General features: G+C 45.1%; 24 protein-coding genes and 1 tRNA gene. 20 read left to right on the top strand and 5 right to left on the bottom strand.

The features are described from left to right. Nucleotides 1-46 precede the first annotated feature (46 nt). The 3 genes from gntK to gnd all read right to left on the bottom strand — a co-directional run bounded on the left by gntK (nt 47) and on the right by gnd (nt 3,279). Nucleotides 47-1,582, bottom strand: a complete 1,536-nt coding sequence (gene gntK / locus ABD014_RS16010) for a gluconokinase (protein ID WP_379340858.1) — start codon at nt 1,580-1,582, stop codon at nt 47-49. A 54-nt stretch (nt 1,583-1,636) separates the two neighbouring features. Next, the gene (locus ABD014_RS16015) at nt 1,637-2,311 is read right to left on the bottom strand and encodes a GntR family transcriptional regulator (RefSeq protein ID WP_343863198.1); all 675 of its coding nucleotides are present in this window, start codon (nt 2,309-2,311) and stop codon (nt 1,637-1,639) included. Nucleotides 2,312-2,379: 68 nt separating this feature from the next. After that, on the bottom strand, nt 2,380-3,279 hold the full coding sequence (gene gnd / locus ABD014_RS16020; RefSeq protein ID WP_343862857.1) for a phosphogluconate dehydrogenase (NAD(+)-dependent, decarboxylating): 900 nt from the start codon (nt 3,277-3,279) through the stop codon (nt 2,380-2,382). Between the two features lie 345 nt (nt 3,280-3,624). Here gnd and rpmH point away from each other — a divergent pair, with 345 nt between their 5' ends. From rpmH to ABD014_RS16080, 12 genes are all read left to right on the top strand, one after another. After that, complete coding sequence (gene rpmH / locus ABD014_RS16025) at nt 3,625-3,759, top strand: 50S ribosomal protein L34 (RefSeq protein WP_068778604.1); 135 nt, start codon at nt 3,625-3,627, stop codon at nt 3,757-3,759. Nucleotides 3,760-3,966: 207 nt separating this feature from the next. Further along, nucleotides 3,967-4,323, top strand: coding sequence for a ribonuclease P protein component (gene rnpA, locus ABD014_RS16030; protein WP_068778605.1), 357 nt, complete (start codon nt 3,967-3,969; stop codon nt 4,321-4,323). Between the two features lie 68 nt (nt 4,324-4,391). Further along, nucleotides 4,392-5,276, top strand: a complete 885-nt coding sequence (locus tag ABD014_RS16035) for a YidC/Oxa1 family membrane protein insertase (RefSeq protein WP_343862858.1) — start codon at nt 4,392-4,394, stop codon at nt 5,274-5,276. Next, on the top strand, nt 5,273-5,986 hold the full coding sequence (gene jag, locus ABD014_RS16040) for an RNA-binding cell elongation regulator Jag/EloR (RefSeq protein ID WP_343862859.1): 714 nt from the start codon (nt 5,273-5,275) through the stop codon (nt 5,984-5,986). The genes ABD014_RS16035 and jag overlap by 4 nt, the downstream gene beginning before the upstream one ends. Nucleotides 5,987-6,321: 335 nt before the next feature. Then, complete coding sequence (gene mnmE / locus ABD014_RS16045) at nt 6,322-7,701, top strand: tRNA uridine-5-carboxymethylaminomethyl(34) synthesis GTPase MnmE (protein WP_343862860.1); 1,380 nt, start codon at nt 6,322-6,324, stop codon at nt 7,699-7,701. Between the two features lie 142 nt (nt 7,702-7,843). Then, the gene (gene mnmG, locus ABD014_RS16050) at nt 7,844-9,742 is read left to right on the top strand and encodes a tRNA uridine-5-carboxymethylaminomethyl(34) synthesis enzyme MnmG (RefSeq protein ID WP_343862861.1); all 1,899 of its coding nucleotides are present in this window, start codon (nt 7,844-7,846) and stop codon (nt 9,740-9,742) included. Next, the gene (gene rsmG, locus ABD014_RS16055) at nt 9,735-10,457 is read left to right on the top strand and encodes a 16S rRNA (guanine(527)-N(7))-methyltransferase RsmG (RefSeq protein ID WP_343862862.1); all 723 of its coding nucleotides are present in this window, start codon (nt 9,735-9,737) and stop codon (nt 10,455-10,457) included. Before mnmG ends, rsmG begins: the two co-directional genes overlap by 8 nt. Nucleotides 10,458-10,780: 323 nt before the next feature. Continuing rightward, nucleotides 10,781-11,599, top strand: a complete 819-nt coding sequence (noc, locus tag ABD014_RS16060; RefSeq protein ID WP_343862863.1) for a nucleoid occlusion protein — start codon at nt 10,781-10,783, stop codon at nt 11,597-11,599. A 202-nt stretch (nt 11,600-11,801) separates the two neighbouring features. Continuing rightward, nucleotides 11,802-12,563, top strand: coding sequence for a ParA family protein (locus ABD014_RS16065; protein WP_127004176.1), 762 nt, complete (start codon nt 11,802-11,804; stop codon nt 12,561-12,563). Further along, on the top strand, nt 12,556-13,398 hold the full coding sequence (locus ABD014_RS16070; protein ID WP_127004174.1) for a ParB/RepB/Spo0J family partition protein: 843 nt from the start codon (nt 12,556-12,558) through the stop codon (nt 13,396-13,398). Before ABD014_RS16065 ends, ABD014_RS16070 begins: the two co-directional genes overlap by 8 nt. A 122-nt stretch (nt 13,399-13,520) precedes the next feature. Continuing rightward, the gene (locus ABD014_RS16075; RefSeq protein ID WP_343862864.1) at nt 13,521-14,675 is read left to right on the top strand and encodes an aminotransferase class V-fold PLP-dependent enzyme; all 1,155 of its coding nucleotides are present in this window, start codon (nt 13,521-13,523) and stop codon (nt 14,673-14,675) included. A gap of 24 nt (nt 14,676-14,699) precedes the next feature. Further along, on the top strand, nt 14,700-15,200 hold the full coding sequence (locus ABD014_RS16080) for a DUF4446 family protein (protein WP_127004170.1): 501 nt from the start codon (nt 14,700-14,702) through the stop codon (nt 15,198-15,200). On the opposite strand, the gene yyaC is transcribed toward ABD014_RS16080, so the two are convergent. Further along, nucleotides 15,172-15,780 carry a spore protease YyaC gene (gene yyaC / locus ABD014_RS16085; protein WP_343862865.1) on the bottom strand — a complete coding sequence of 203 codons (609 nt, stop codon included), beginning with the start codon at nt 15,778-15,780 and terminating at the stop codon, nt 15,172-15,174. The two genes, ABD014_RS16080 and yyaC, sit on opposite strands and share 29 nt — an antisense overlap. Before the next feature lie 356 nt (nt 15,781-16,136). Here yyaC and ABD014_RS16090 point away from each other — a divergent pair, with 356 nt between their 5' ends. From ABD014_RS16090 to ABD014_RS16105, 4 genes are all read left to right on the top strand, one after another. Continuing rightward, on the top strand, nt 16,137-16,391 hold the full coding sequence (locus tag ABD014_RS16090) for a putative Se/S carrier protein (protein ID WP_343862866.1): 255 nt from the start codon (nt 16,137-16,139) through the stop codon (nt 16,389-16,391). Between the two features lie 16 nt (nt 16,392-16,407). Beyond that, complete coding sequence (locus ABD014_RS16095) at nt 16,408-17,292, top strand: mechanosensitive ion channel family protein (protein ID WP_343862867.1); 885 nt, start codon at nt 16,408-16,410, stop codon at nt 17,290-17,292. A 54-nt stretch (nt 17,293-17,346) separates the two neighbouring features. Further along, nucleotides 17,347-17,568: a DUF951 domain-containing protein gene (locus ABD014_RS16100; protein ID WP_343862868.1), complete on the top strand. Its 222-nt coding sequence runs from the start codon at nt 17,347-17,349 to the stop codon at nt 17,566-17,568. Between the two features lie 73 nt (nt 17,569-17,641). Next, a tRNA-Ser gene (locus tag ABD014_RS16105) sits at nt 17,642-17,732 on the top strand. 497 nt (nt 17,733-18,229) lie between these two features. On the opposite strand, the gene ABD014_RS16110 is transcribed toward ABD014_RS16105, so the two are convergent. Then, nucleotides 18,230-18,427 (bottom strand): YjzC family protein, encoded by a 198-nt coding sequence (locus ABD014_RS16110; protein WP_309156769.1) that lies wholly within the window; start codon nt 18,425-18,427, stop codon nt 18,230-18,232. A 183-nt stretch (nt 18,428-18,610) separates the two neighbouring features. Here ABD014_RS16110 and rpsF point away from each other — a divergent pair, with 183 nt between their 5' ends. The 4 genes from rpsF (at nt 18,611) to ABD014_RS16130 (ending at nt 22,181) form a co-directional block, all read left to right on the top strand. Further along, entirely contained in the window at nt 18,611-18,895 is a 285-nt protein-coding gene (rpsF, locus tag ABD014_RS16115; RefSeq protein WP_343862870.1) for a 30S ribosomal protein S6, read from the top strand. Between the two features lie 46 nt (nt 18,896-18,941). After that, on the top strand, nt 18,942-19,424 hold the full coding sequence (gene ssb / locus ABD014_RS16120) for a single-stranded DNA-binding protein (RefSeq protein ID WP_343862871.1): 483 nt from the start codon (nt 18,942-18,944) through the stop codon (nt 19,422-19,424). 19 nt (nt 19,425-19,443) lie between these two features. Beyond that, complete coding sequence (gene rpsR / locus ABD014_RS16125) at nt 19,444-19,713, top strand: 30S ribosomal protein S18 (protein WP_343862872.1); 270 nt, start codon at nt 19,444-19,446, stop codon at nt 19,711-19,713. 722 nt (nt 19,714-20,435) lie between these two features. Beyond that, nucleotides 20,436-22,181 (top strand): ABC transporter substrate-binding protein, encoded by a 1,746-nt coding sequence (locus ABD014_RS16130; protein WP_343862873.1) that lies wholly within the window; start codon nt 20,436-20,438, stop codon nt 22,179-22,181. The last annotated feature ends 116 nt before the right edge of the window (nt 22,182-22,297 follow it).

The following is a 22,297-nucleotide window of genomic DNA, read 5'->3' on the forward strand; positions in this document are numbered from 1 at the left end:
AAAAAACAGGACCTGACATTCGTCAGGTCCTGTTCGTATGATCAGACTATATATTACCCGTTAAATGGTTACGCTGAAAATCGGCAATGGCTTGATAATCTTCCTCTAATTTTCGCGAGATACGGATATAGATAGGAAGGAGCTCCTTATAGATCGCTGAATTGTCGCGGTTTGGCGTATGTTCATAGGTTTCTCCGATCATGCTGGAGACATGGTTGAAGGAATCGATTCTTCCTAGCGCATATAAGCCAAGTACGACTGCCCCCAGGCAAGAGCTCTCGAAGCTCTCCGGAATCACGACGGTCTGGTCGAAAATATCGGCCAGCATTTGCCGCCATAATGGGGAGCGGGCAAATCCGCCAGTGGCTTGAATTTGAAGCGGCCTCCCAATTTGTTCTTCCATAGCAAGTAGAACGGTATACAGATTGTAGATGACTCCTTCCAAAACGGCGCGAATCATATGCTCCTTCTGATGATGGAGGGTCAGACCGAAGAAAGAACCGCGTGCATTCGGATTCCATAGCGGGGCTCGCTCTCCCGATAGGTATGGATGGAAGAGGAGACCGTTTGAGCCAGGGGGAACCCGTTCTGCAATCTTCGTTAACACTTCATAGGAACTGATTCCGAGCCGCTTGGCGGTCTCGACCTCGGATGCGGCGATCTCATCGCGCACCCAGCGGAAGATAACGCCGCCGTTATTGACCGCTCCGCCGATCACCCAATGCTTCTCGGTTAGCGCATAGCAGAAAATCCGTCCCTTCGGATCGGTCCTAGGCTTATCCACTACAGTGCGGATGGCTCCGCTCGTGCCGATGGTGACTGCGACGACTCCAGGATCGATGGCGCCGACACCCAGATTTGATAGAACCCCGTCGCTTGCGCCGATCACAAAAGGGGTAGAGGCGAGCAGACCCATTCTGTTGGCATATTCAGGGGCTAGCCCGTGCAAAATAAACGTCGTTGATACAAGAGAAGACAGATGCTCTGGAGTAATGCCAGCGATCTGCAGCGCCTCGGCATCCCAGTCCAGATTCTCCAGGTTCATCAGTCCGGTTGCTGATGCGATGGAATGATCGACAATATATTTTCCAAACAACTTGAAGAATATATATTCCTTAATAGAAATAAATTTACGAGTTCTATTGAAAATATCCGGCCGCTCATGGCGCAGCCATAATATTTTCGTCAGTGGAGACATCGGGTGAATCGGTGTTCCGGTACGAAGATAAATTTCATGTCCGCCCAGTTCCTGCTTCAGTTTATCCGCCCATTTCACACTGCGGTTATCGGCCCATGTCAGGCAGCGCATCAATGGTGCTCCCGCTTCATCTACAGGGATTACGCTATGCATGGCCGTACTGAAGGAGACGAACAGGATTCGGCTTGTCTCCGTCTTACTCTGCTGGATTACTTGCTGAACTGCCTGTAGTACAGCGGTGAAAATCTCTTCCGGATCTTGTTCAGCAATATCTGCGGAAGGAGTATATAATGGATATCCAATATTTGCGCTCGCTACAACAGTGCCATTTTCTTCGTAAAGAACTGCTTTTGTACTTGTCGTTCCGATATCAACACCGATCATAAATGATGTTTTGTTCACTTAACAACGCACCTTCTTTCTCCTGCAGGAGATATATTATTCTGGAATACTTGTATGCAAGGTTTGAACGGAATCTTCGAAGTATTCTTCAACATTGCGGGCGATGATATGTGGATCTCTGGATTCCAGCCCGGCTAACAATTTGCGATGCTTATTGACGACGTAATTGATCCTGTAATCATCCTGGGACAGAATTTGATTTGTCGTGATCAGCATGACGGTCATCACAATCTGCCGAATGCTCATCCATAGATGCCAGATCCGGGTATGATTCGCTGCCTTAATGATCGTCTCATGGAAGGTTAGGTCCTGATAGGCAAACTCTACAACATCATGATACTTGCCGGCCAAATCCATTTTGTCAATAATCTGCCGCAGTTGAGTTATTAGTTCCGCTGAATTGCTGCTGGCCAGCCGTTTCCAGGCAAAGCTCTCAATTAAGTATCTGACGTCATACAACTCTTCATAGTCTTGTACTTGAAGTCCGTTCACGACCGCGCCCATTCTTTGCAGGGTGATTAATCCTTCACTAGACAGCGTTTTCAAGGCCTCGCGCACCGGTGAGCGGCTGGCGCCATAATCTGCGGCAATCCGATTCTCGGATAGTACCGTACCCGGTTTAATGTCTCCGCTTATAATATGTAGGCGCAGCTCACTGGCGATAGATTCGCCAAGTGAACTGCCCTTTAACCAACTTGAGGGAAACTTCATCATTCTATACTCCTATCACTAAATACGTTTATAAGATCATAGCATGAAATATTTAGGATACCTATATTTTATTTGCTTGATTCTACGGCATGGCCGCCAAATTCATTGCGCAGAGCAGCAACGACTTTGCCGTGGAAGGTGTCATCTTCAAGAGAACGATAGCGCATGAACAGAGACATTGCGATCACTGGGGCACTTGCCTGCAATTCCAGTGCAGTCTCGACTGTCCATTTACCTTCGCCCGAGGATTGCATAACTCCGCGGATACCCTCCAGCTTCGGATCTTTGGAGAAGGCATTCTGTATCAGTTCCATCAGCCAGCTGCGGATCACCGATCCATTCGACCATACCTTGGCTACATCTTCATATTTGTAGTCATATTGGCTCTTGTCCAGCACTTCAAATCCTTCGGCAATCGCCTGCATCATTCCGTATTCAATTCCGTTATGGACCATTTTTAGAAAATGCCCACTTCCAGGGTTGCCAGTATACATATAACCGTTCTTCACAGCGATATCTTGGAAAATCGGCTCAATGGTGCGAAATACAGCTTCATCGCCGCCAATCATGAAGCAGCCGCCTTGTTCAGCGCCTTCGATGCCGCCGGAGGTTCCCACGTCGAAGAAGTGGATGCCGGATTTCGCTAGCTGGTCAGCCAGCTCTACCGAATTTTTATAATGGGAGTTGCCTCCGTCAATAACGATATCATTTGCATTCAAAAGTGGAGTTAGAGTAGAGATGACGGACTGAAGAGCAGCTCCGGCCGGCACCATAATCCAGATAATCCGCGGTGGCTCGAGTGCGGCTACGAGTTGTTCCAAGCTTGTTGCAGGAATAGCTCCATGCTCAGCAACACGGCTTACTGCCTCCGGATTCATATCGTAGGCCGCAACCTCGTGATTATGGTGCAGCAAATTCATGACCAGATTATGGCCCATTTTTCCGAGTCCTACCATGCCTAGTTTCATAAATTACATCCTCTCAGTATACTTGTATACATCCTTACATTAGAGATCATACCCCGATTCATAAATACTGTAAATATGAAGAAATTGAGAGTGTCAAAATTACTTTTCCACATGTGTATAACCTTTATTCTCAAGTAAAATAGTAACCTAGCCTGTGGAAAACTAAAATGAATCATTATTTTTTGCTTGTTTACGCGAGTTGTGTATAAATTTGACTGGATAAAGATATGCCGGGCTCAGTTGACTTTTTATAGTGCTTATGATTAAATGTAAAAAGGCATTTTCTGTGGATTATGAAAATGGTGAATTTGACAGTGACGGATTCCTGTAGAGGGGGTGCAATAGATGAGACCGACTTTCAAACCGAATGTGAGCAAACGTAAAAAGGTTCACGGTTTCCGTAAAAGAATGAGCACGAAGAATGGCCGTAAGGTTCTCGCTGCTCGTCGCCAAAAAGGAAGAAAAGTATTGAGTGCGTAATGCGTGCGTGAAGACCACTGCGGTGGTCTTTTTTTGTACGCCAAATGATATAGCAATGAACTTGCTGGTTTATGTGTCAAATTGGTTGACTAATTATTGACTATAATATGAAGGAACTCGATTTTGCATAAAATCAGGTTTACTGCATAAATGGATGGTTTATAATTACAATAGCAGTTAGCAGGTCTAGAGTTGAGGAGATTGCTCGTGCATAAAAAGTTGAGATTAAGAAATCGGGCGGATTTTGGCCGGGTATACCGGCATGGAAAGTCTTTTGCTAACCGTCAACTCGTTGTTTATTGGTCGAGAAAACCGGATGTTGAGCGTTTCAGACTGGGTATATCGGCAAGCAAGAAGATAGGTAATGCTGTGGTACGAAACCGTATGCGCAGAATGCTGAAGGAGATCGTTCGCTTGCATGAGAGCGAGATCCAGGATCATGTCGATATCATTCTCATTGTGCGCAATGGTGCTGTCGGAATGGAATATAAGGAACTGGAGAAAAGCGTTCTTCACGTCCTTCGTAAAGCCTCGCTACTCAAGCCTTCCGGACGCCAAGCATGATTGTTTCTTTGTCCCTATAAATATGTTATGATTTACGATGACGGATAGGTTAAGAGAGGGGTTTTGAAGTGTCGCGAATTGCCAATAACAAGAGGAGATTAGTCCTCCTTATTCTTGCAATCGGGCTCGTCGTATTGTTGGCCGGTTGCGGAACGCAAAATGCTCATTTGGCTACCACTACCGAAGATATGAAGAATAGCGGTTCTTTCTGGACTGCGAATGTCGTCTATTATTTTTCATTAGCTTTGGATACGTTTGCGAAGTGGTTCAATGGGGCATACGGAATCGCCGTATTGATCATGGTGATTATTGTTCGTACGTTAATTCTTCCACTTACATTGAAGCAAGTTAAGAGTTCAAAAGCGATGCAGGCTATTCAGCCTCAGCTGGCGAAGATCAAAGAGGATTACAAAGATAATCCTGAGAAGCAGCAGCAGGAGACGATGAAGCTGTTCCAGGAGCATAAGGTTAATCCGATGGCGGGATGTTTCCCACTTCTGATTCAGATGCCGGTCTTTATCGCGCTCTATAATTCGATTTATTATAACTCGGCGATCCGTGACCACTCCTTCTTGTGGTTGCAGCTTGGTGAGCCGGACAAGACGTATATTTTGCCGTTAGTAGCGGCGATTACTACATTCGTTCAGACGAAGATGATGTCGAATATGAATACGATGAACACTTCCGGTCCTAACCCAATGAAATTTATGATGTGGGTCTATCCGGTGCTCATCTTTATTATGGCTTTCAACTTCCCGGCTGCATTGCCGCTGTACTGGATATTCTCTAACTTGTATACGATAGGACAAAATTATTTCATTTATAGAAAGAAAGAACCTGTACCTGCTGTAGCAACCAGTAGCAACACGTCATCAGGGAAGAAAAAGGGCGGTTCGAATCTCAAAGCCGGTCATCCCGGCAGAGGTGCCAAGGAGGCCAAAAAGTCGAAATGAATAAAATTGTGACGTCAGGGAAAACCGTTGAAGAAGCTGTAAGACAAGGATTGGCTGTGCTCGGCACCACCGAGGATCAAGTCGCCGTTAATGTGTTAGAGCAGCCATCAAAAGGATTCCTGGGACTGATTGGGGTGAAGGAGGCAAAGGTTGAGCTTACTCTCCTGACCAAGACCCCAGCAGTTCCGCCAAAGGGAGATCGTTCGGAGGATCGCAGTCTGGAATCCCAGAAGGATCTAAGTTCTAATACCGATCAGGATCCTTATCAAGAGGCGGCGTCATTTATAAAAGACGTTGGCGAGAATATGGGACTTCAAGTCGATGTGGAGATCGCCCAGAAGAAGGATGCCACTGTGCTCAATATCTCAGGCAACGATCTGGGCATGATTATTGGGCGCCGGGGGCAGACGCTTGACGCGCTTCAATACTTGGCAAATATTATTGCCAACCGCTATTCTGATAGTTATATTCGTATTATTCTTGATGCGGAGAACTTCCGCGAGAGACGTAAGAAGACGCTGGAGGATCTGGCCGTCAGACTGGCGGGTCGGGTTGTTCGCACCCGTAAGGAAGTAGCTCTTGAACCGATGCCGCCGCAGGAGCGTAAAGTGATTCATTCCAAACTTCAGGATCATCCGGAGGTTAAGACGTTCAGCAAAGGCGAGGAGCCGAACCGGCGGGTTGTTATTACACTGAAGCAAAGCAAATGATGAATGAGACGCAAGCGACGTTTCCTTAGGGGGAACGTCGTTTTTTTCAACTGTGTAGGTGACCCGGGTGCTCCAATAGTAAGACGTACCCGAAGGGGGAAAAGCGTTCCACGATCCATAGTCTTCTTGGTGCGCTTCTCCCTCTCCCACGTTAGTCCAGTTGCGGGTGTCCAGAGGGCGCAAGCCCTTGGGGCCCTCCCTTACGGTAAGGGAGGGTTTGGGTGGGATGAGGACGAGTAAGTTGTTGACGGATGTGGTACATTTAATAATTGAAGATAACAGTTAAAATTTGCTGTTTAGGATAGATATTTGATGAAGCAGGGGTGAGAGAATAAATGTTAAGTGATACGATTGCAGCGATCTCTACGGCGGTAGGAGAGAGCGGGATTGCGGTAATCCGGGTGAGTGGACCGGAGGCGATCGCGAGTGTGGAAAATGTATTTCGCTCGAAGACGAAGTTAACGGATGCGGATAGTCATACGGTCCATTATGGATTTATTATAGATCCGAAGACGGATGAGAAGCTGGAAGAGGTGCTGGTGTCGCTGTTCAGAGCGCCACGATCTTTTACGACGGAAGATGTGGTAGAGATTAGCACGCACGGGGGGATTATCTCCGTGAAGCGGGTGATGGATCTGTTGCTGGAGCAGCGGGATATTCGCCTGGCAGAGCCGGGGGAATTCACGAAGCGGGCGTTCTTGAACGGGCGGATCGATTTGTCTCAGGCGGAGGCGGTAATCGACCTGATCCGCTCGAAGTCGGATCGGGCGTTCTCTTTAGCTCTGAAGCAGGTTGAAGGGGCTTTGTCGCGCAAGATCGGGGAGCTTAGGCATACGCTGGTGGAGACGCTGGCACATATTGAGGTCAATATCGATTATCCGGAGCATGATGTGGAGTCGATGACGACGGCGTTCATTAAGCAGAAATGTACGCTAACGATGCAGGGAATTGATGATCTACTGAGGACGGCGAGCCAGGGCAAGATTTTGCGGGAAGGGATCACGACGGCGATTGTCGGCAGACCCAATGTCGGGAAGTCTTCGCTGCTTAATGCATTAGCCAGGGAGAATAAGGCGATTGTTACGGATATTCCGGGTACGACGCGGGATGTGATCGAGGAGTTCGTGACGATCAATAATATTCCTCTTAAATTGTTGGATACGGCGGGAATTCGTGAGACGATTGATGTCGTGGAGAAGATCGGTGTGGAGCGTTCCAAGGCAGCCGTTAATGAGGCAGATCTGATCCTGCTGGTGTTGAACCATGCTGAGGAGCTGCATGAGGATGAGATCACTCTATTGAAGCAATTATCTGATCGGCCGGTAATCGTCATATTGAACAAAATCGATTTGCCGCAGCAATTGGATCGGAGCGAAGTAAGCCGTTATTTCGCAGATGATGTAATTGTGGAGTTGTCGGCGAAGACAGAAGAGGGTCTTGATCATCTGGAAGAGGCAATCTCGAAGCTGTTCTTCGGCGGTGAGCTGGAATCTGGAGATTTGACTTATGTTAGCAATGTCCGTCATATTGCGCTGTTAAAGCGGGCTAAGCAATCTTTGAAGGATGCGTACGAGGCGGCAGATGCAGGTATTCCGATCGACATTATGCAGATTGATGTTCGCTTGGCTTGGGAACAGCTTGGTGAGGTGGTCGGCGATTCGGCACCGGATGCGCTGATCGATCAAATTTTCTCGCAATTTTGTCTTGGAAAATAACGGCGTTCGTGTATTATACACGATTGTTCATGGTATGATGAAAAGTATGAATAAACGTTTTAAATTTGAACGAATGTAGAGCACGTCTCTTCATTCGATTTCCTTATAGTGTAGGTTCAAAAAGATGCAAGGGGGTTGAGATATGGGTCATTTTGGCGGCGAATTTGATGTAATTGTCGTCGGTGCAGGACATGCTGGCTGTGAGTCGGCATTGGCGGCTGCTCGTATGGGAAGTAAGACGTTAATGATTACAATTAATCTGGACATGGTGGCATTTATGCCTTGTAATCCTTCGATTGGCGGTCCGGCCAAAGGCCATGTTGTTCGTGAGATTGACGCGCTTGGCGGAGAGATGGGGCGTAATATCGATAAGACTTTCATCCAAATGCGGATGTTGAATACAGGTAAAGGGCCTGCCGTACATGCACTTCGTGCTCAAGCGGATAAGTTCTCTTATCAGCATACGATGAAGGAGACGCTGGAGAAGGAGAAGAATCTGACACTTCGCCAGGGAATGGTTGAGGAATTAATTGTTGAGGACGGGCAATGTGTCGGTGTCATTACGAAGACCGGGACAGAGTATCGTGCCAAGGCAGTAGTACTTACGACAGGGACTTATCTGCGCGGCAAGATTATTATGGGTGAATTGATGTATGAGAGCGGTCCAAATAATCAGCAGCCATCCGTGCAACTGTCTCATAATCTGAAGGAACTAGGATTTGAATTGGTTCGTTTTAAGACAGGTACCCCACCACGGGTTCATAAGGATACGATTGACTTCTCGCAGATGGAGATCCAACCTGGGGATGAGAATCCGAAGTTCTTTTCCTATGAGACAAAGAGTTCGGATAATGAACAGCTTCCGTGTTGGTTGACTTATACGTCGATCGAAACCCATGACATCATTAATGCTAATCTTCATCGTGCACCAATGTTCTCTGGGGTGATCGAAGGGACGGGCCCACGTTATTGCCCATCGATTGAGGATAAGATTGTTCGTTTCAGCGATAAGCCGAAGCATCAGATCTTCCTGGAACCCGAGGGCAAGAATACTTCGGAGTATTATGTACAAGGCTTCTCGACCAGTATGCCTGAGGATGTTCAAGTACAAATGCTTCGTTCTGTTCCAGGCCTACAAAATGCTGAAATGATGCGTAATGGCTATGCGATTGAATATGATGCAATTGTACCGACTCAGCTCTGGCCATCCCTGGAGACCAAGCGAATTTCCGGTTTGTTCACAGCTGGACAAATCAATGGTACCTCTGGTTATGAGGAAGCAGCTGGACAAGGGATTATGGCAGGAATTAATGCAGCTCGCAAGGTACAAGGCAAAGAGCCAGTCATTCTTGATCGCTCCCAAGGATATATGGGTGTGCTGATCGACGATCTAGTGACGAAGGGAACGAATGAGCCTTACCGCTTGCTTACTTCCCGAGCCGAATATCGGCTATTGCTTCGTCATGATAATGCAGATCTTCGCCTTACACCATTGGGTCATGAAATTGGGCTTATTAGCGAACAGCGTTATGAGCAATTCCTTGATAAGAAGCAGAAGGTAGAGGATGAGATAGCAAGACTCAAGGAGACGAAGGTTAAGCCTTCGGAGATCAATGAGTTGCTCACTTCTATCGGATCAGCTCCAATTCAGGACGGAAGCAATTTGTTAACGATTTTGCGGCGTCCGGAAGTGGCGTACGCTCATATCGATTCCTTCTCTCCATCTGAGGTACAGTTGGATGATGAAATGAAGGAACAGGTGGAAATTCAAATTAAATATGCTGGTTATATTGAGAAACAATTGCTGCATGTAGAGCGTCTGCAGAAGATGGAACGGAAGAAACTTCCTGAGAATATTAACTATGAAGATATTCAAGGCTTGGCTATAGAGGCGCGGCAGAAGCTTGCTAAGATTCGCCCAATCTCAATCGGCCAGGCTTCAAGAATTTCGGGTGTAACGCCAGCGGATATTTCCATTTTATTGGTGTATTTGGAGCACTTTAATCGCGTTACTGCTGCAGGAGGACCTCCGATTGGATAAGGTACAGGATATTTTTCAAGAGTTATTAAAAGAGCATCAGCTTGAGCTGTCTGCGGAGCAATTACATCAATTCGAGATATACTATCAGGAACTGGTAACCTGGAATGAGAAAATGAACTTAACCGGGATCACGGAGCGGGAACAGGTGTATGTGAAGCATTTCTATGATTCAATCACATTGTCGTTCTATATGGATATGAATCAGATATTAACAATGGCAGATATTGGGTCTGGAGCTGGTTTTCCGGGAATACCGCTTAAAATTTGTTATCCTCATTTGAAGCTAACCATTATTGACTCTTTGAATAAGCGAATTCAATTTTTGCAAAACGTTGTAGATCAGCTCGGCCTGCAGGATGTGCAGTTGATACATGGACGTGCTGAGGATATAGCTCGGAAAGAGCAATTTAGAGACACCTACGATCTCGTATCAGCAAGAGCAGTTGCACGTATGGCTGTACTAAATGAATTCTGTCTACCTTTTGTTAAAACGGGTGGTATCTTCGCAGCGATGAAGGGTCTGGATCCGCAAGAAGAGTTGAAGGAGGCTGCTCGTAGTTTGAATGAGCTTAAAGGCAAGCTCTCGGCAACTCATCATTTCGAACTCCCAATGGAGAATTCGGAGCGACACATTATTCTTATCAATAAGACAGCTTCGACACCCAAGAAGTATCCGCGTAAAGCGGGGACACCCCTAAAAACTCCAATTATTTAGAAATATTTGTATCCCTCTTAACAAAATGTTCCACGTGAAACATATGTTAAGGGGGACTTTTTAATTGTGGAAGTTTACCATCTAGCAAATTTAAAATACATTTAATAAGAGAATAGGATTATAGTGAAAAAAGTGGTAGAATAGATATATCGTTACAAAGTAGAGTTTTTTACATAGGGACCAGCATAGCGATTTTTGGTTATGTTTGGGAGATGCCCTTAAACTTCATCGTGTTTAATAATGAACTTTTGTAGTCTCTATTAGTGTATGTTCAAGTAAGGTATGACCTTATGTCACTATGAAATTAGGTGGTAATCTACAGAATGAAAGAACAATTTTCCAAATTGTTTGGTTTAGCCGAACGCAGCAGTAGTGATGAAGTCAAGCAAATTCCGGTAGGGGATATCGTTGGAAGTCCTTATCAGCCCCGGACAATATTTGATGACGAGAAGATCGATGAGCTATGTCAGACGATTAAGACGCATGGCATTATTCAGCCGATCGTTGTTCGTTATCGCAATAATAAGTATGAGATTATAGCGGGCGAACGGCGCTGGCGGGCTGTGAAGAAGTTGGGAATGGAGAGCATTCCTGCTATTTTACGAGATTTCAATGACTCTCAGGCAGCGTCGATTGCCTTGATAGAGAATCTGCAGCGTGAAGGACTGACAGCGCTCGAGGAAGCGATAGCCTATCAGAATCTAATTGATTTACATCAATTGACACAAGAGAGTCTCGCTCAGAGATTAGGCAAGAGCCAATCTACAATTGCTAATAAGATCAGGCTGCTCAATCTTCCTGAAGATGCCAAAAATGCCTTAATGGAGCGTAAAATTACGGAGCGTCATGCCAGAGCTTTATTGTCACTGGATACAGAAGAGCTACAGCTTAAGGTGTTAAAGGAAATTATCGATAAGGAATTGAACGTTAAGCAGACGGAAGCTAGAATTGCTTACTACAAAGAAGTGAATAAGAACAAGAAGAAGTCTAAGCGGATCTCTTTCACCAAGGATGTCAGATTGGCCTTAAATACGATACGACAATCGATTGATATGGTATCGGGTTCAGGATTGCAGATCAAGACGGAAGAGAAGGATCACGACGACCATTATGAAATTGTGATTCAGATTCCAAAGAGATAAGTTCTATGTTCGCTGACCATAACCGGACAGGGTTGGGGGTCAGCTTCTTTTTCGATCATTTTCTGAAATATTGATTTGCTTCATTTCAAGTTTGTGGCTTAGCAGAACTACCAATGTTTGGTCTTTTTGTAGCTGCAGCTTAGTAGTTACAATCTTAGAAAATCTACAAGAAGATTCTTCTTATATATTGAGGTGAAATGGATTGTCTAAAATCATTGCCATAGCCAATCAAAAAGGCGGAGTTGGAAAAACAACGACGTCCGTAAATTTGGGAGCGGGTCTTGCCACGATCGGTAAGAAGGTACTGCTTATTGATATCGACCCTCAGGGGAATACGACTAGTGGTGTTGGCATTAATAAGGCCGATGTAGCTAATTGTATTTATGATGTGCTGATTAATGATGTCAATCCGAAGGATGCGATCACGCAAACTGAAATTGAGGGCCTGGATATTATTCCGGCCACGATCCAGTTGGCGGGTGCCGAGATTGAGCTTGTATCTACGGTGTCTCGTGAAGTACGTCTTAAGAAGTCATTGGAGCAGGTGAAGCGTTCCTATGATTATATTCTGATTGACTGCCCGCCATCGCTGGGTATTTTGACTCTAAATTCTCTAACAGCAGCGGATTCCGTCCTGATCCCAATTCAGTGTGAATATTATGCGCTGGAAGGCTTGAGCCAGTTGTTGAATACGGTGCGTCTCGTTCAGAAACACTTGAATACCTCTCTACAAATTGAGGGTGTTCTGCTGACGATGTTCGACGCTAGAACAAATCTGGGAATACAAGTGATCGAAGAAGTTAAGAAGTATTTTCAGCAAAAAGTGTACAAGACGGTCATCCCTCGAAATGTGCGTCTAAGTGAGGCACCTTCGCATGGCCAGTCGATTATCACGTATGATCCGAGATCCAAAGGGGCGGAAGTATACCTAGAGTTGGCAAAGGAAGTGGTTTCTAATGAGTAAGCGTTTGGGTAAAGGATTGGATGCTTTGATTCCGTCGCTTTCCATAGATGAAGATGAGAAAGTGATCGAGATTCCTTTGAATCAGCTTCGTGCTAATCCGTATCAGCCTCGGAAGACTTTTGATGAGGAATCGATCAAGGAATTAGCTGAATCTATTCGTCAACATGGTGTTATTCAACCAATTATTGTTCGTAGTGTACTAAAAGGGTATGAGATTATCGCAGGAGAACGGCGTTTTCGCGCGTCCCAATTTTGTGGGAACACTTCGATCCCGGCTGTCGTTAAATCCTTTTCCGATCAACAGGTAATGGAGATTGCTCTGATCGAGAACCTGCAGCGTGAAAATTTGAATGCGATGGAGGTTGCGGTCGCCTATCAAGGGTTAATGGACCAGTTTCAATTAACACAGGAGGAATTATCTCTCAAAGTTGGGAAATCAAGGTCGCATATTGCGAATTTTTTGAGATTGCTATCTCTTCCGGATGAAGTAAAGGAATATGTTTCACGTGGAACATTATCCATGGGTCATGCTAGAGCATTAGTTGGCTTGAAGGATTCTGCTGTAATCATGCAACTAGCGAAGCAGTGTATTGACCATGAATGGAGCGTCCGTGATCTGGAAAATGCTGTGCAGCAGTTAGACAAGAAGAAATTGGAAAGCAAAAAAACTGCTGTTAAGAAACGTGATCCGTATATTGAAGAGGTAGAAGAGGGATTGCGTGAGAGGTATAAAACGACAGTTAAGATCAAAGAAAATAAAGATAAAGGTAAGATCGAAATTAACTATTATAGCAAACAAGACCTACAAAGATTACTGGATATATTGAGCCAATAAAATGAGGTGGCATATTTATCCTATTTATCCATGGAAGGATTATCCTTGGGCAGGGATGGGTATGTCACTCTTGGTATAAGTGGTGATATTTCCTTGTCAGATGAAGGCAGAGGGGGGAGACGATGGTCAATCAGCCTGCTATATATTTGGACCACGCTGCTACATCCTGGCCTAAAGCTCCCGGTGTAGGCCAGGTGATGCTGGAAATGATAGAGGGGCAGGTTGGAAGCTCGGGGCGAGGTAATCATGGGATGGCACTTGTGGCTGCGAGGAAATTGTTCCGCACCCGATCCTTGCTGGCAAAATTGTTCCATATTTCCAATCCAAATGATATTGTCTTTACGTCAAATACAACAGAAGCGTTAAATCTGGCGATTAAGGGATGGTTAAAGCCGGGGGATCATGTTATTGCCACGATGGTGGAACATAACTCTGTCAGAAGGCCGCTGGAATTCCTGCGCAGGACAATAGGGATAGAAGTAGATTATATCCCGGTCAGCCCGCTGGGTGAAATGGAAATGGAGCTACTGAGAAGCAGCTTCCGTTCTAATACAGCTCTGGTGGTCTGCTCCCATAGCTCTAATCTGCTGGGAAGTATAGCTCCTGTGCGTGAGATGAGTCAGCTTGCTCATGAGTATGGGGCGGTCATGCTGTTGGATGTCGCTCAGACGGCTGGAAATTATCCTATAGATGTCGAGGAACTAGATGTGGATATGCTGGCCTTTCCGGGACATAAAGGACTGCTTGGCCCACAGGGAACGGGCGGCTTATATATTAGCCCCAAGATTGATTTGGTTCCTCTACTCCATGGAGGGACGGGGAGCCAGTCTGAAGAGTTAGAACAGCCTGCTGTGCGCCCAGACCGTTATGAAGCAGGAACCGCAAATACGGTAGGGATCGCTGGGTTGGGAGAGGGCATTAAGTATATTCTTGAACAAGGTCCGGAGAATATATATCGGCACGAGTGGGAATTGACTCAGCGGTTAATGATGGGATTATCGGAAATCCCTGGTTTAACAATGCTTGGACCAGAGATTGGCAAAGACCGGACAGGAATCGTTTCCTTTGTTTTAGCAGATAGGGATGCTTCAGAGGTCGCTTTTCTATTAGATAAGGACTATGGAATTGCTGTAAGGGCAGGCTATCATTGTACTCCGTTAGGGCATATGACGGCAGGTACGATGGAGGGTGGCGCGGTACGCGCCAGCATAGGTTACAATACTGTGGTTGATGAAGTCGACGCTTTAGTGTTAGCTATAAAGAGGATTACCGAGTGATATTAGGCATAGAGGGGAAAAAGCATGCGGGAATGGAATGAGCTCTTTTTAGATCAGATGGTATGGATTGTAGTTGGTTTGGTGGTAGTGTTCTTATGGCTGTTGATTTGGAACTTCATCCAAGGCAGTAAGCTTAGAAAGATACGCAAGAAATATGAATTGATGATGGGCGGCACCGGAGTTGAAGATTTGGAGAGCTTGCTCATCGATTTGAAGCTGGGGCAGGACAAAATTGAAGAGCTTCAGACGAAGCAGAGTGCGGAGATATCGGCGATTAGCCAATTGCTTCCTAAGCAGAAGTCGAAGATCGGTATTAAACGTTACAATGCATTTGGTGAACGTGGAAATGACCTAAGCTTCTCTATTGCGATCGTTAATGATGCTAAGGATGGAGTGGTCATTACTGGACTGTACAATCGTGATGGGTCCTATGTGTATGCCAAGCCCCTGGCAAAGGGAGAGTCGCCGCATGCGCTCTCCCCGGAGGAATTGGAAGCTATTGCTCTCGCTGGATCAGGGGAATGAACGAGCGATTCCATTCTTTAATAGCAGCATAGACGCTGCTGGCGATAATTTCAGATAAACGCATAACAAGGCTAAGCCTTGTGTTCTGCAATACGAAATACTCCATAAAACCGCCGACGTTGACGATTCCTGTAAGATGGATATCGCCGACCGGCGGTAATTCTTTATTTACCCCAGCTCCAGGACGCAGCGGCCCCTGTACGACTTGGATGGAGCCGACGCTGGAGGTCTGCCCAAGGCAAGCATCGATCCCGATAATAAAGGGTTGGTTGAATTTTTCGTTAATTTGCTGTAGGGTATCTCTTAAATTCATCGCATGCACAGGCTCCTCCAAGGTGCCATAGACGTGAAAGTGCTTGCTATTCCACTTAGACAATGAAGTACCGACTAAAGGTCCAAGACAGTCTCCAGTAGAACGATCTGTACCGATGCATACGATGACGATATCCTGGCCCGGGCACACTTTAGCGAAGTGCAGCAAGAGGCGGTGAATAATGACGGATTTAATACCAGGTTCGGTATGGGCGATCTTCAAGTAAGGGATGTCCTGGGTGCGCAGCGGTGGTTGAATCTGAGACATGGAATCTTCCTTTCACGCGTATTAAAATAGGTTACATAGACATGAATGTATACCTGTGCCACTCTTATAGCGGTAGTAGATAGTATATGGAAATCAAGGGAATTATATACTCATACTTAAGTCATAGTTCATAAAAAGAGCGTGAACTACATCTTAAAAAGGGGTTCAAAAAGTGCGATTTTCAGCACCGAGAAGGTTGGATGAAGCTAGGGTCTGAGGAGCGGAGCGTACGTAGTGGGTACGTGAGCACCGGAGGAACCGGCTGAATTCAAGATTCGACGCCGAGTAGCTTTCTAATTTACTTCGTGATCAAAAGCGAACTTTTTGAACTACATCTTAAAAAGGGGAGACTAGATTTGGAAGATTGGCTGGTAATGGCCTTCGATTCCACCCAACAGGCGCTGCGTGCCGAAATGCTGCTTGAATATGCTGAGGTGGAGATAGACTTATGCCCAACCCCGAAAGAGATTACAGCGGGTTGTGCGTTGTCCATTCAATTTCCTCAACAATTCTTGACTGTGGTGAAGGACGTCGTGACCCGGGAACAAGTGGAGATTCGTGGCATCTATATGCGCAGTGAGACAGGAGAATATGACAACATCAGCTTATAGGAGAGGATATGGATAAATGATAGGCTTATTAAGTGGGGAGACGACAATTGATGATCCGGCAGAAGCGGTGGAAGCAGCTAAGAAATGGACGGATGGCATGATAAGCTGGTTCACCGATATGGATATGTGGCAGAACTTCATGTGGGCTGCGGTGCGGATTATTCTTATCTTCATATTAACTCGTATATTAGTAAGAATTATTTTCCGGATTATTGATCGTTCTCTGCAGAGGAAAGAGAAGGGAAGACTGCAAGTAAATCCGCGCAGATTTGTGACGGTTGGTGAGCTGTTGAAAAATATGACTTCGGTCATTAGCAACTTTATTATGGTATTAATTGTGCTTGGGGAGCTTGGCTTCCAACTAGGTCCATTGATTGCGGGGGCTGGAGTGCTGGGGATGGCAATTGGTTTCGGTGCACAGAGTTTGGTTAAAGATGTAATAACTGGATTTTTTATCATATTAGAGGATCAATTTGCGGTAGGTGACGTCATTCAGACCGGTACGCTAAAAGGCACGGTTGAGATGATTGGGCTAAGGTCGACGAGATTGGTGAGCTGGACAGGAGAGGTTCATATCATTCCTAATGGCATGATTGCCAACGTGACGAACTATTCTATCGGGACTGCGCTGGCGGTAATTGATCTGCCCTTCAGTAATACGAAGAAGCTTGAGGATAGTGTTGAATTGCTGAAGAAGGCCATGCGTGAATTGAAAGAGAAGCATGATGAGATTGAACAAGTGCCGAATGTACTTGGAATCCAGTCTTTAACGGCCAGTGAATACGTAATACGGATCGCTGTGGAATGTCAGCCGGGGGCCAGATCGGAAGCGGAACGTCTGATGCAGATGTATGCGAAGGAGGCGCTGGAGCAGGAAGAGAGCGCTAGACTTGGCAGTTGAGCTATGTCAGACTTGAGTAAATATCTCACTTAGAGAATAAAGGGGGAAGGCAAAATGGAGCGGAAACAGTTTCAGCTAGGTGATATTGTTCAAATGAAGAAGAATCATCCATGTGGCAGTAATGAGATGGAGATTATCCGGATGGGGATGGATATTCGTATCAAATGTGTTGGATGTAAGCACAGCGTGCTCATTCCAAGAACCAAGTTTGAGAAGAATATGAAGAAGGTGCTGCGCTCCGCCGCCTCTGAGACAGAAGCTACAGACAATGAATGAAAGATGCTTGGAAGTCATGAGGGGACACTATTGCAATTGTTCATAAATCATGATACAATCATTCTTGCTGTAAGGAGAGGTACCCAAGAGGCCCAAGGGGGTTGACTCGAAATCAACTAGGCGTCGCAAGGCGTGCGTGGGTTCGAATCCCACCCTCTCCGCCATAGCTTTGAAATTTAAGACCTTCTACACAAATGTGTGGAAGGTTTTTTGGTATTACAGGCTAAATACATAAGATGGGCTGTTGTGAACGTACAAAAGGGAAAAGGACCCTTTTTACGGGTCCTTTTCTGGTCGACGGCGAAGCCTAATGGAATTCTTTTTCTAACGAACTCAGAAACGTCGATATGCGATCATTCGCGACACGTCTTATCGAAGAGGGGTCTTCAATAACCCGTTATTATCTTGGTTTCTACTCTCGACAGTGAATAAGACTCCTAAAGCGGTGTTACTCGCTGACTGGCCCAACGGAACCACACCTCTCTTGGCTAATGTAAATTAGTCTCCTAAAGCGTCGTTACTCGCTGATTGGTTCAACGGAACCACACCTCTCTACGCTATCGCCATCTGAAGTGTATTATGCTCAGCCAATTACTTTTTATACAGCTTAGAAATATAAAATTACGAAATTCTCCTTGCTTAAGTTGAAAAGGCTGCTACATTAGTGAACGCGAGCTTTCTCGACTTTTTTCCATTTACGGTTCTTGTTGCTGGTTTCTGGGAAGGTATCCCCTTTTTCCATTGTAATTCGCATCGGATCTTTAATTTGGGTGTGGAAGCTTCTCGCTTCGCCAACCTCCATATAAACTCCAGGATTCGGGGCCTTATCGCCTTCTTCGTATTCTGTTCTTTCACCCATGGTAAATGCCTCCTTAATTATTGATAAATACGCACTTATATTGTGCGCAGGGTTCGGCTTAAAAATGTGTGAGCTTGCGTTGGCGGTTCTGATTTGGTATATTAATATAGTTCGAGTTTATGCTCGTTCCTTGCTCCTAAGCGAAATAATTTGGGGGCCATAGTCCAAGAGGAGGTGAAACAAATGCGCAAATACGAAGTGATGTACATTCTTCGTCCTGAACTTGAGCAAGAAGCTGTTCAAGCTTTAGTCGAAAAATTCCAAGGCATCATCCAAAACGGCGGTGAAATTACTAAGCATGACGTCATGGGCAAACGCCGGCTTGCGTATGAGATTAACAAAATTCGTGATGGAATTTACATTCTTGTGAATTTCACAGCAACTCCTGAAGTTGTTGCCGAGCTTGAGCGGATTTTGAAGATTTCCGACGAGGTTATCCGTTATCTCATTACAAAAGACGTAGCCTAATATGTACTAAGTTTAGTAAACATTTGCCCGTAAGGAGGGGATTTGATTGTTGAACCGTGTTATTCTGATTGGACGTCTTACCCGGGATCCGGAGCTAAGATATACACCATCCGGAGTGGCTGTTACTCAGTTCACTGTAGCTGTTGACAGACCGTTCACATCGCAAGGTGGCGAACGCGAAGCGGACTTCATTCCAGTTGTAACCTGGAGACAGCTTGCCGAGACTTGTGCGAATTATTTGCGCAAAGGTCGTCTGGTTGCCGTTGAAGGACGCATTCAAGTGCGGAATTATGAAAATAACGAAGGTAAACGTGTCTACGTCACCGAAGTCATTGCTGATAATGTCCGTTTCTTGGAATCGAGCCGTGAAGGTGGATCCGGCGGCGGACAGCGGGAGGATAATCCTATTGGAGGCGGTAATGCAGGCCGCAGCAATAATAACAATTATTCGCGCAGCAATCAACAGGATGATCCATTCTCTGATGACGGGAAACCGATCGATATATCGGATGACGATTTGCCATTCTAATAAGGAAGGACTGAAAAGCATGAGCTTCAAGCAAAGAGAAGGCGGAGACGACAAAAGACCGGCTCGCCGCGGCGGACGTAACAAACGTCGTAAAGTGTGCTACTTCACTGTGAATAAGATTACTCACATTGACTATAAAGATACTGAGCTGTTGAAGAAATTCATCAGCGAACGTGGTAAGATTTTGCCACGCCGTGTAACCGGCACTAGTGCAAAATACCAACGTCTCTTGACAGTTGCGATCAAACGCTCCCGTCAAGTAGCATTGCTTCCGTACACTACGGAGTAATGTAGAGATTTTCAAGAGAAAGACGAACAGCCTTATTCCAGAATTTTCTGGAGTAAGGCTGTTTTTTCTTAAATAGGAAATGGCATAAGTTTATTTACAGAACGACAAGAAACATACATGAATGAAGGTAGAAAAGAGGACTTTCCTAGCTCCTTTTTAACGTCAAAAAATATGAAGATCCCTGCCCACAGTTGCTTTTCTATCATTTCCAGAACATCAAACTATACCTTAAGTTAACATTTCCCGTTGGTTTAAAAATGAAACGTTAAAAAATATAATAAAGTACTTGGAATATTAGGGGAATTAGGTTATATTATTAACTAAATTAAAAAAAGTTACATTACCTTCTAAGAATCTACTGCATATTCAATTGACCTTTGGTTTATTTATGCACTAACCTCATCCACGAATTTCTACCTTTCCAAGCATCTTTGATTATACCCGCATTTTTTACTTTGAATGATTAATCGTTTCATGATTTAACTACTTTATTTTTAAAAATAGTATCATGCAGCCGTTTTTTTCTGGAAACATAAAACCAAGTTAGCCTATGTTATTTACTGGATATATTATTTTATAATATATTTCTTCATTGTATAACCATCAAAGGGGCAATGATTCTATCAGAGGGGGCTGAACAGGTACACAGATAATTCGGAAGCAGTTTGATTTGATCATGGGTGTAGTGTAGAAATTATTCTATTACGGGGAGGAATGTAAGAATGACTAAGAAAAGGTATTGGATGTCTTTGTTCATGGTACTCTCGCTGCTAGGTGCATTGCTGGCAGGATGCGGAGGCTCGAAGACAGATTCCGCGGGTGGGAATGACAAGCCGCAGAATACGAATCAGCAGACGGATAATAACAAGCAAGGTGATGAACAGAATACTAGTGATGCAGGCACGCCTAAGGATGGCGGAACATTTACGTTCAGCAGCACATCGGATATCGTAAGTATTAATCCTATTTTCGTAAATGACACTGCGTCAGGGGATGCTGAATTATTTGCTTTTGCCAAAATTTATGACCTTAATCGCGCTGGTGACCTCGTGGTTGAACCTTGGTCGCTAGCAGAGAGCCTTCCAGAAATATCGGAAGACGGCAAAACTTATACCGTTAAATTGAAAAGTACTCCAAAGTGGAGCGACGGTCAGCCAGTTACCGTTGATGATATTATTTTTACGATCAATACAATAATAAAACCTGAAACAGGATCACCAGGGATCAGCCAATTCGATAAGGTAGATTCCATGGAGAAGATTGATGATCAAACGGTTAAAATTACATTGAAAGAAGTTTATGCTCCTTTTGGATATTCACTTAATAAAACAATTGCTCCAGAACATATTCTGAAGGACGTTGATCCGAAGGATTTGAAGAAGCACAAATTTGGTGCTGATCCAGCACAAACAGTAACCAACGGACCTTGGAAATGGACAGAATGGAAGCAAGGTCAATACTTAACATTCGAAGCCGATCCAAACTATTGGGGCGAAGTGAAGCCGCATATCGGTCAAGTCGTATATAAGATTTATGCGGATCAAAATACAGAAGTTCAAGCTTTGCTGAAGGGCGATGTAGACACCGTAAAAGGAGTTCCATTGACTCAATTAGACGCAGTAGCTAATCAGAAGGGTATTACGATTACCAACAAACCGGGAGCGTCTTACGAATTTATTTCCTTCAACTTTAAGCCGGATAACTTCAAGGATAAATTCATTCCATTTGAAAGCCAGAAGGCAAGACAGGCCATCGCTCATGCATTGAACCGTCAAGGCATGGTTGATAACGTACTGAAGGGAACAGGAATCCTGATGAATGCTCCGTTCCTGCCAGGATCCTGGGCAGATCCAGGGGACAAAGCAGTGAACTATGCTTATGATGTAGAAGCTGCCAAGAAGCTGCTTGCTGAAGATGGCTGGGTCGCTGGCAAAGATGGAATCTTAGAAAAAGACGGACATCGTTTCTCGTTCGAACTGCAATATAATGCCGGCAACAGCCGCCGTGAACAGATTGCGGCCATCGCTCAGCAAAACCTGAAGGAAGTTGGCATTGAGTTAACTCCGAAAGCGATTGATTTCGCTGCTTGGAATGAACAAAATCTTACTCCAGGTAAATATGAAACTGTTTTGCTTGGCTGGTCCCTTAGCGATCCGGACCCTAACCAAGAAAGTATCTTCTCTTCGAAGTATTTCCCAGAAGCCGGTCAGAATATGGGCTGGTATAAGAATGAAAAGCTTGATCAATTGTGGATTGACGGTTACTCAACCGTAGATCAAAACGAACGTAAAGAGGTTTACGCCGAAGCTGCAAAAGAACTTTCTACTGATTTGCCATACATCTTCATGTACCAATACGGGATACCTCAAGCGATCGGCCCGCGTGCTCATTTCCCAGAGGAGGATGGTCCAGAGCCAACAAGAGCTTATGGATACTTCTACCACATCATCAAATGGTGGGTCGACTAAAATAGAACAGGTTACGTCATCAGCGTCAGTATGGAGGGGAGGAGAACAATCTCCTTCCCTTATTTCCATACTTGGGGGTGGCGAAGGTGTGTAACCTCCAAAACTTGAGGAGGAAA

The sequence above is a fragment of the Paenibacillus motobuensis genome, from assembly GCF_039521865.1.
Lineage (GTDB): Bacteria > Bacillota > Bacilli > Paenibacillales > Paenibacillaceae > Fontibacillus > Fontibacillus motobuensis.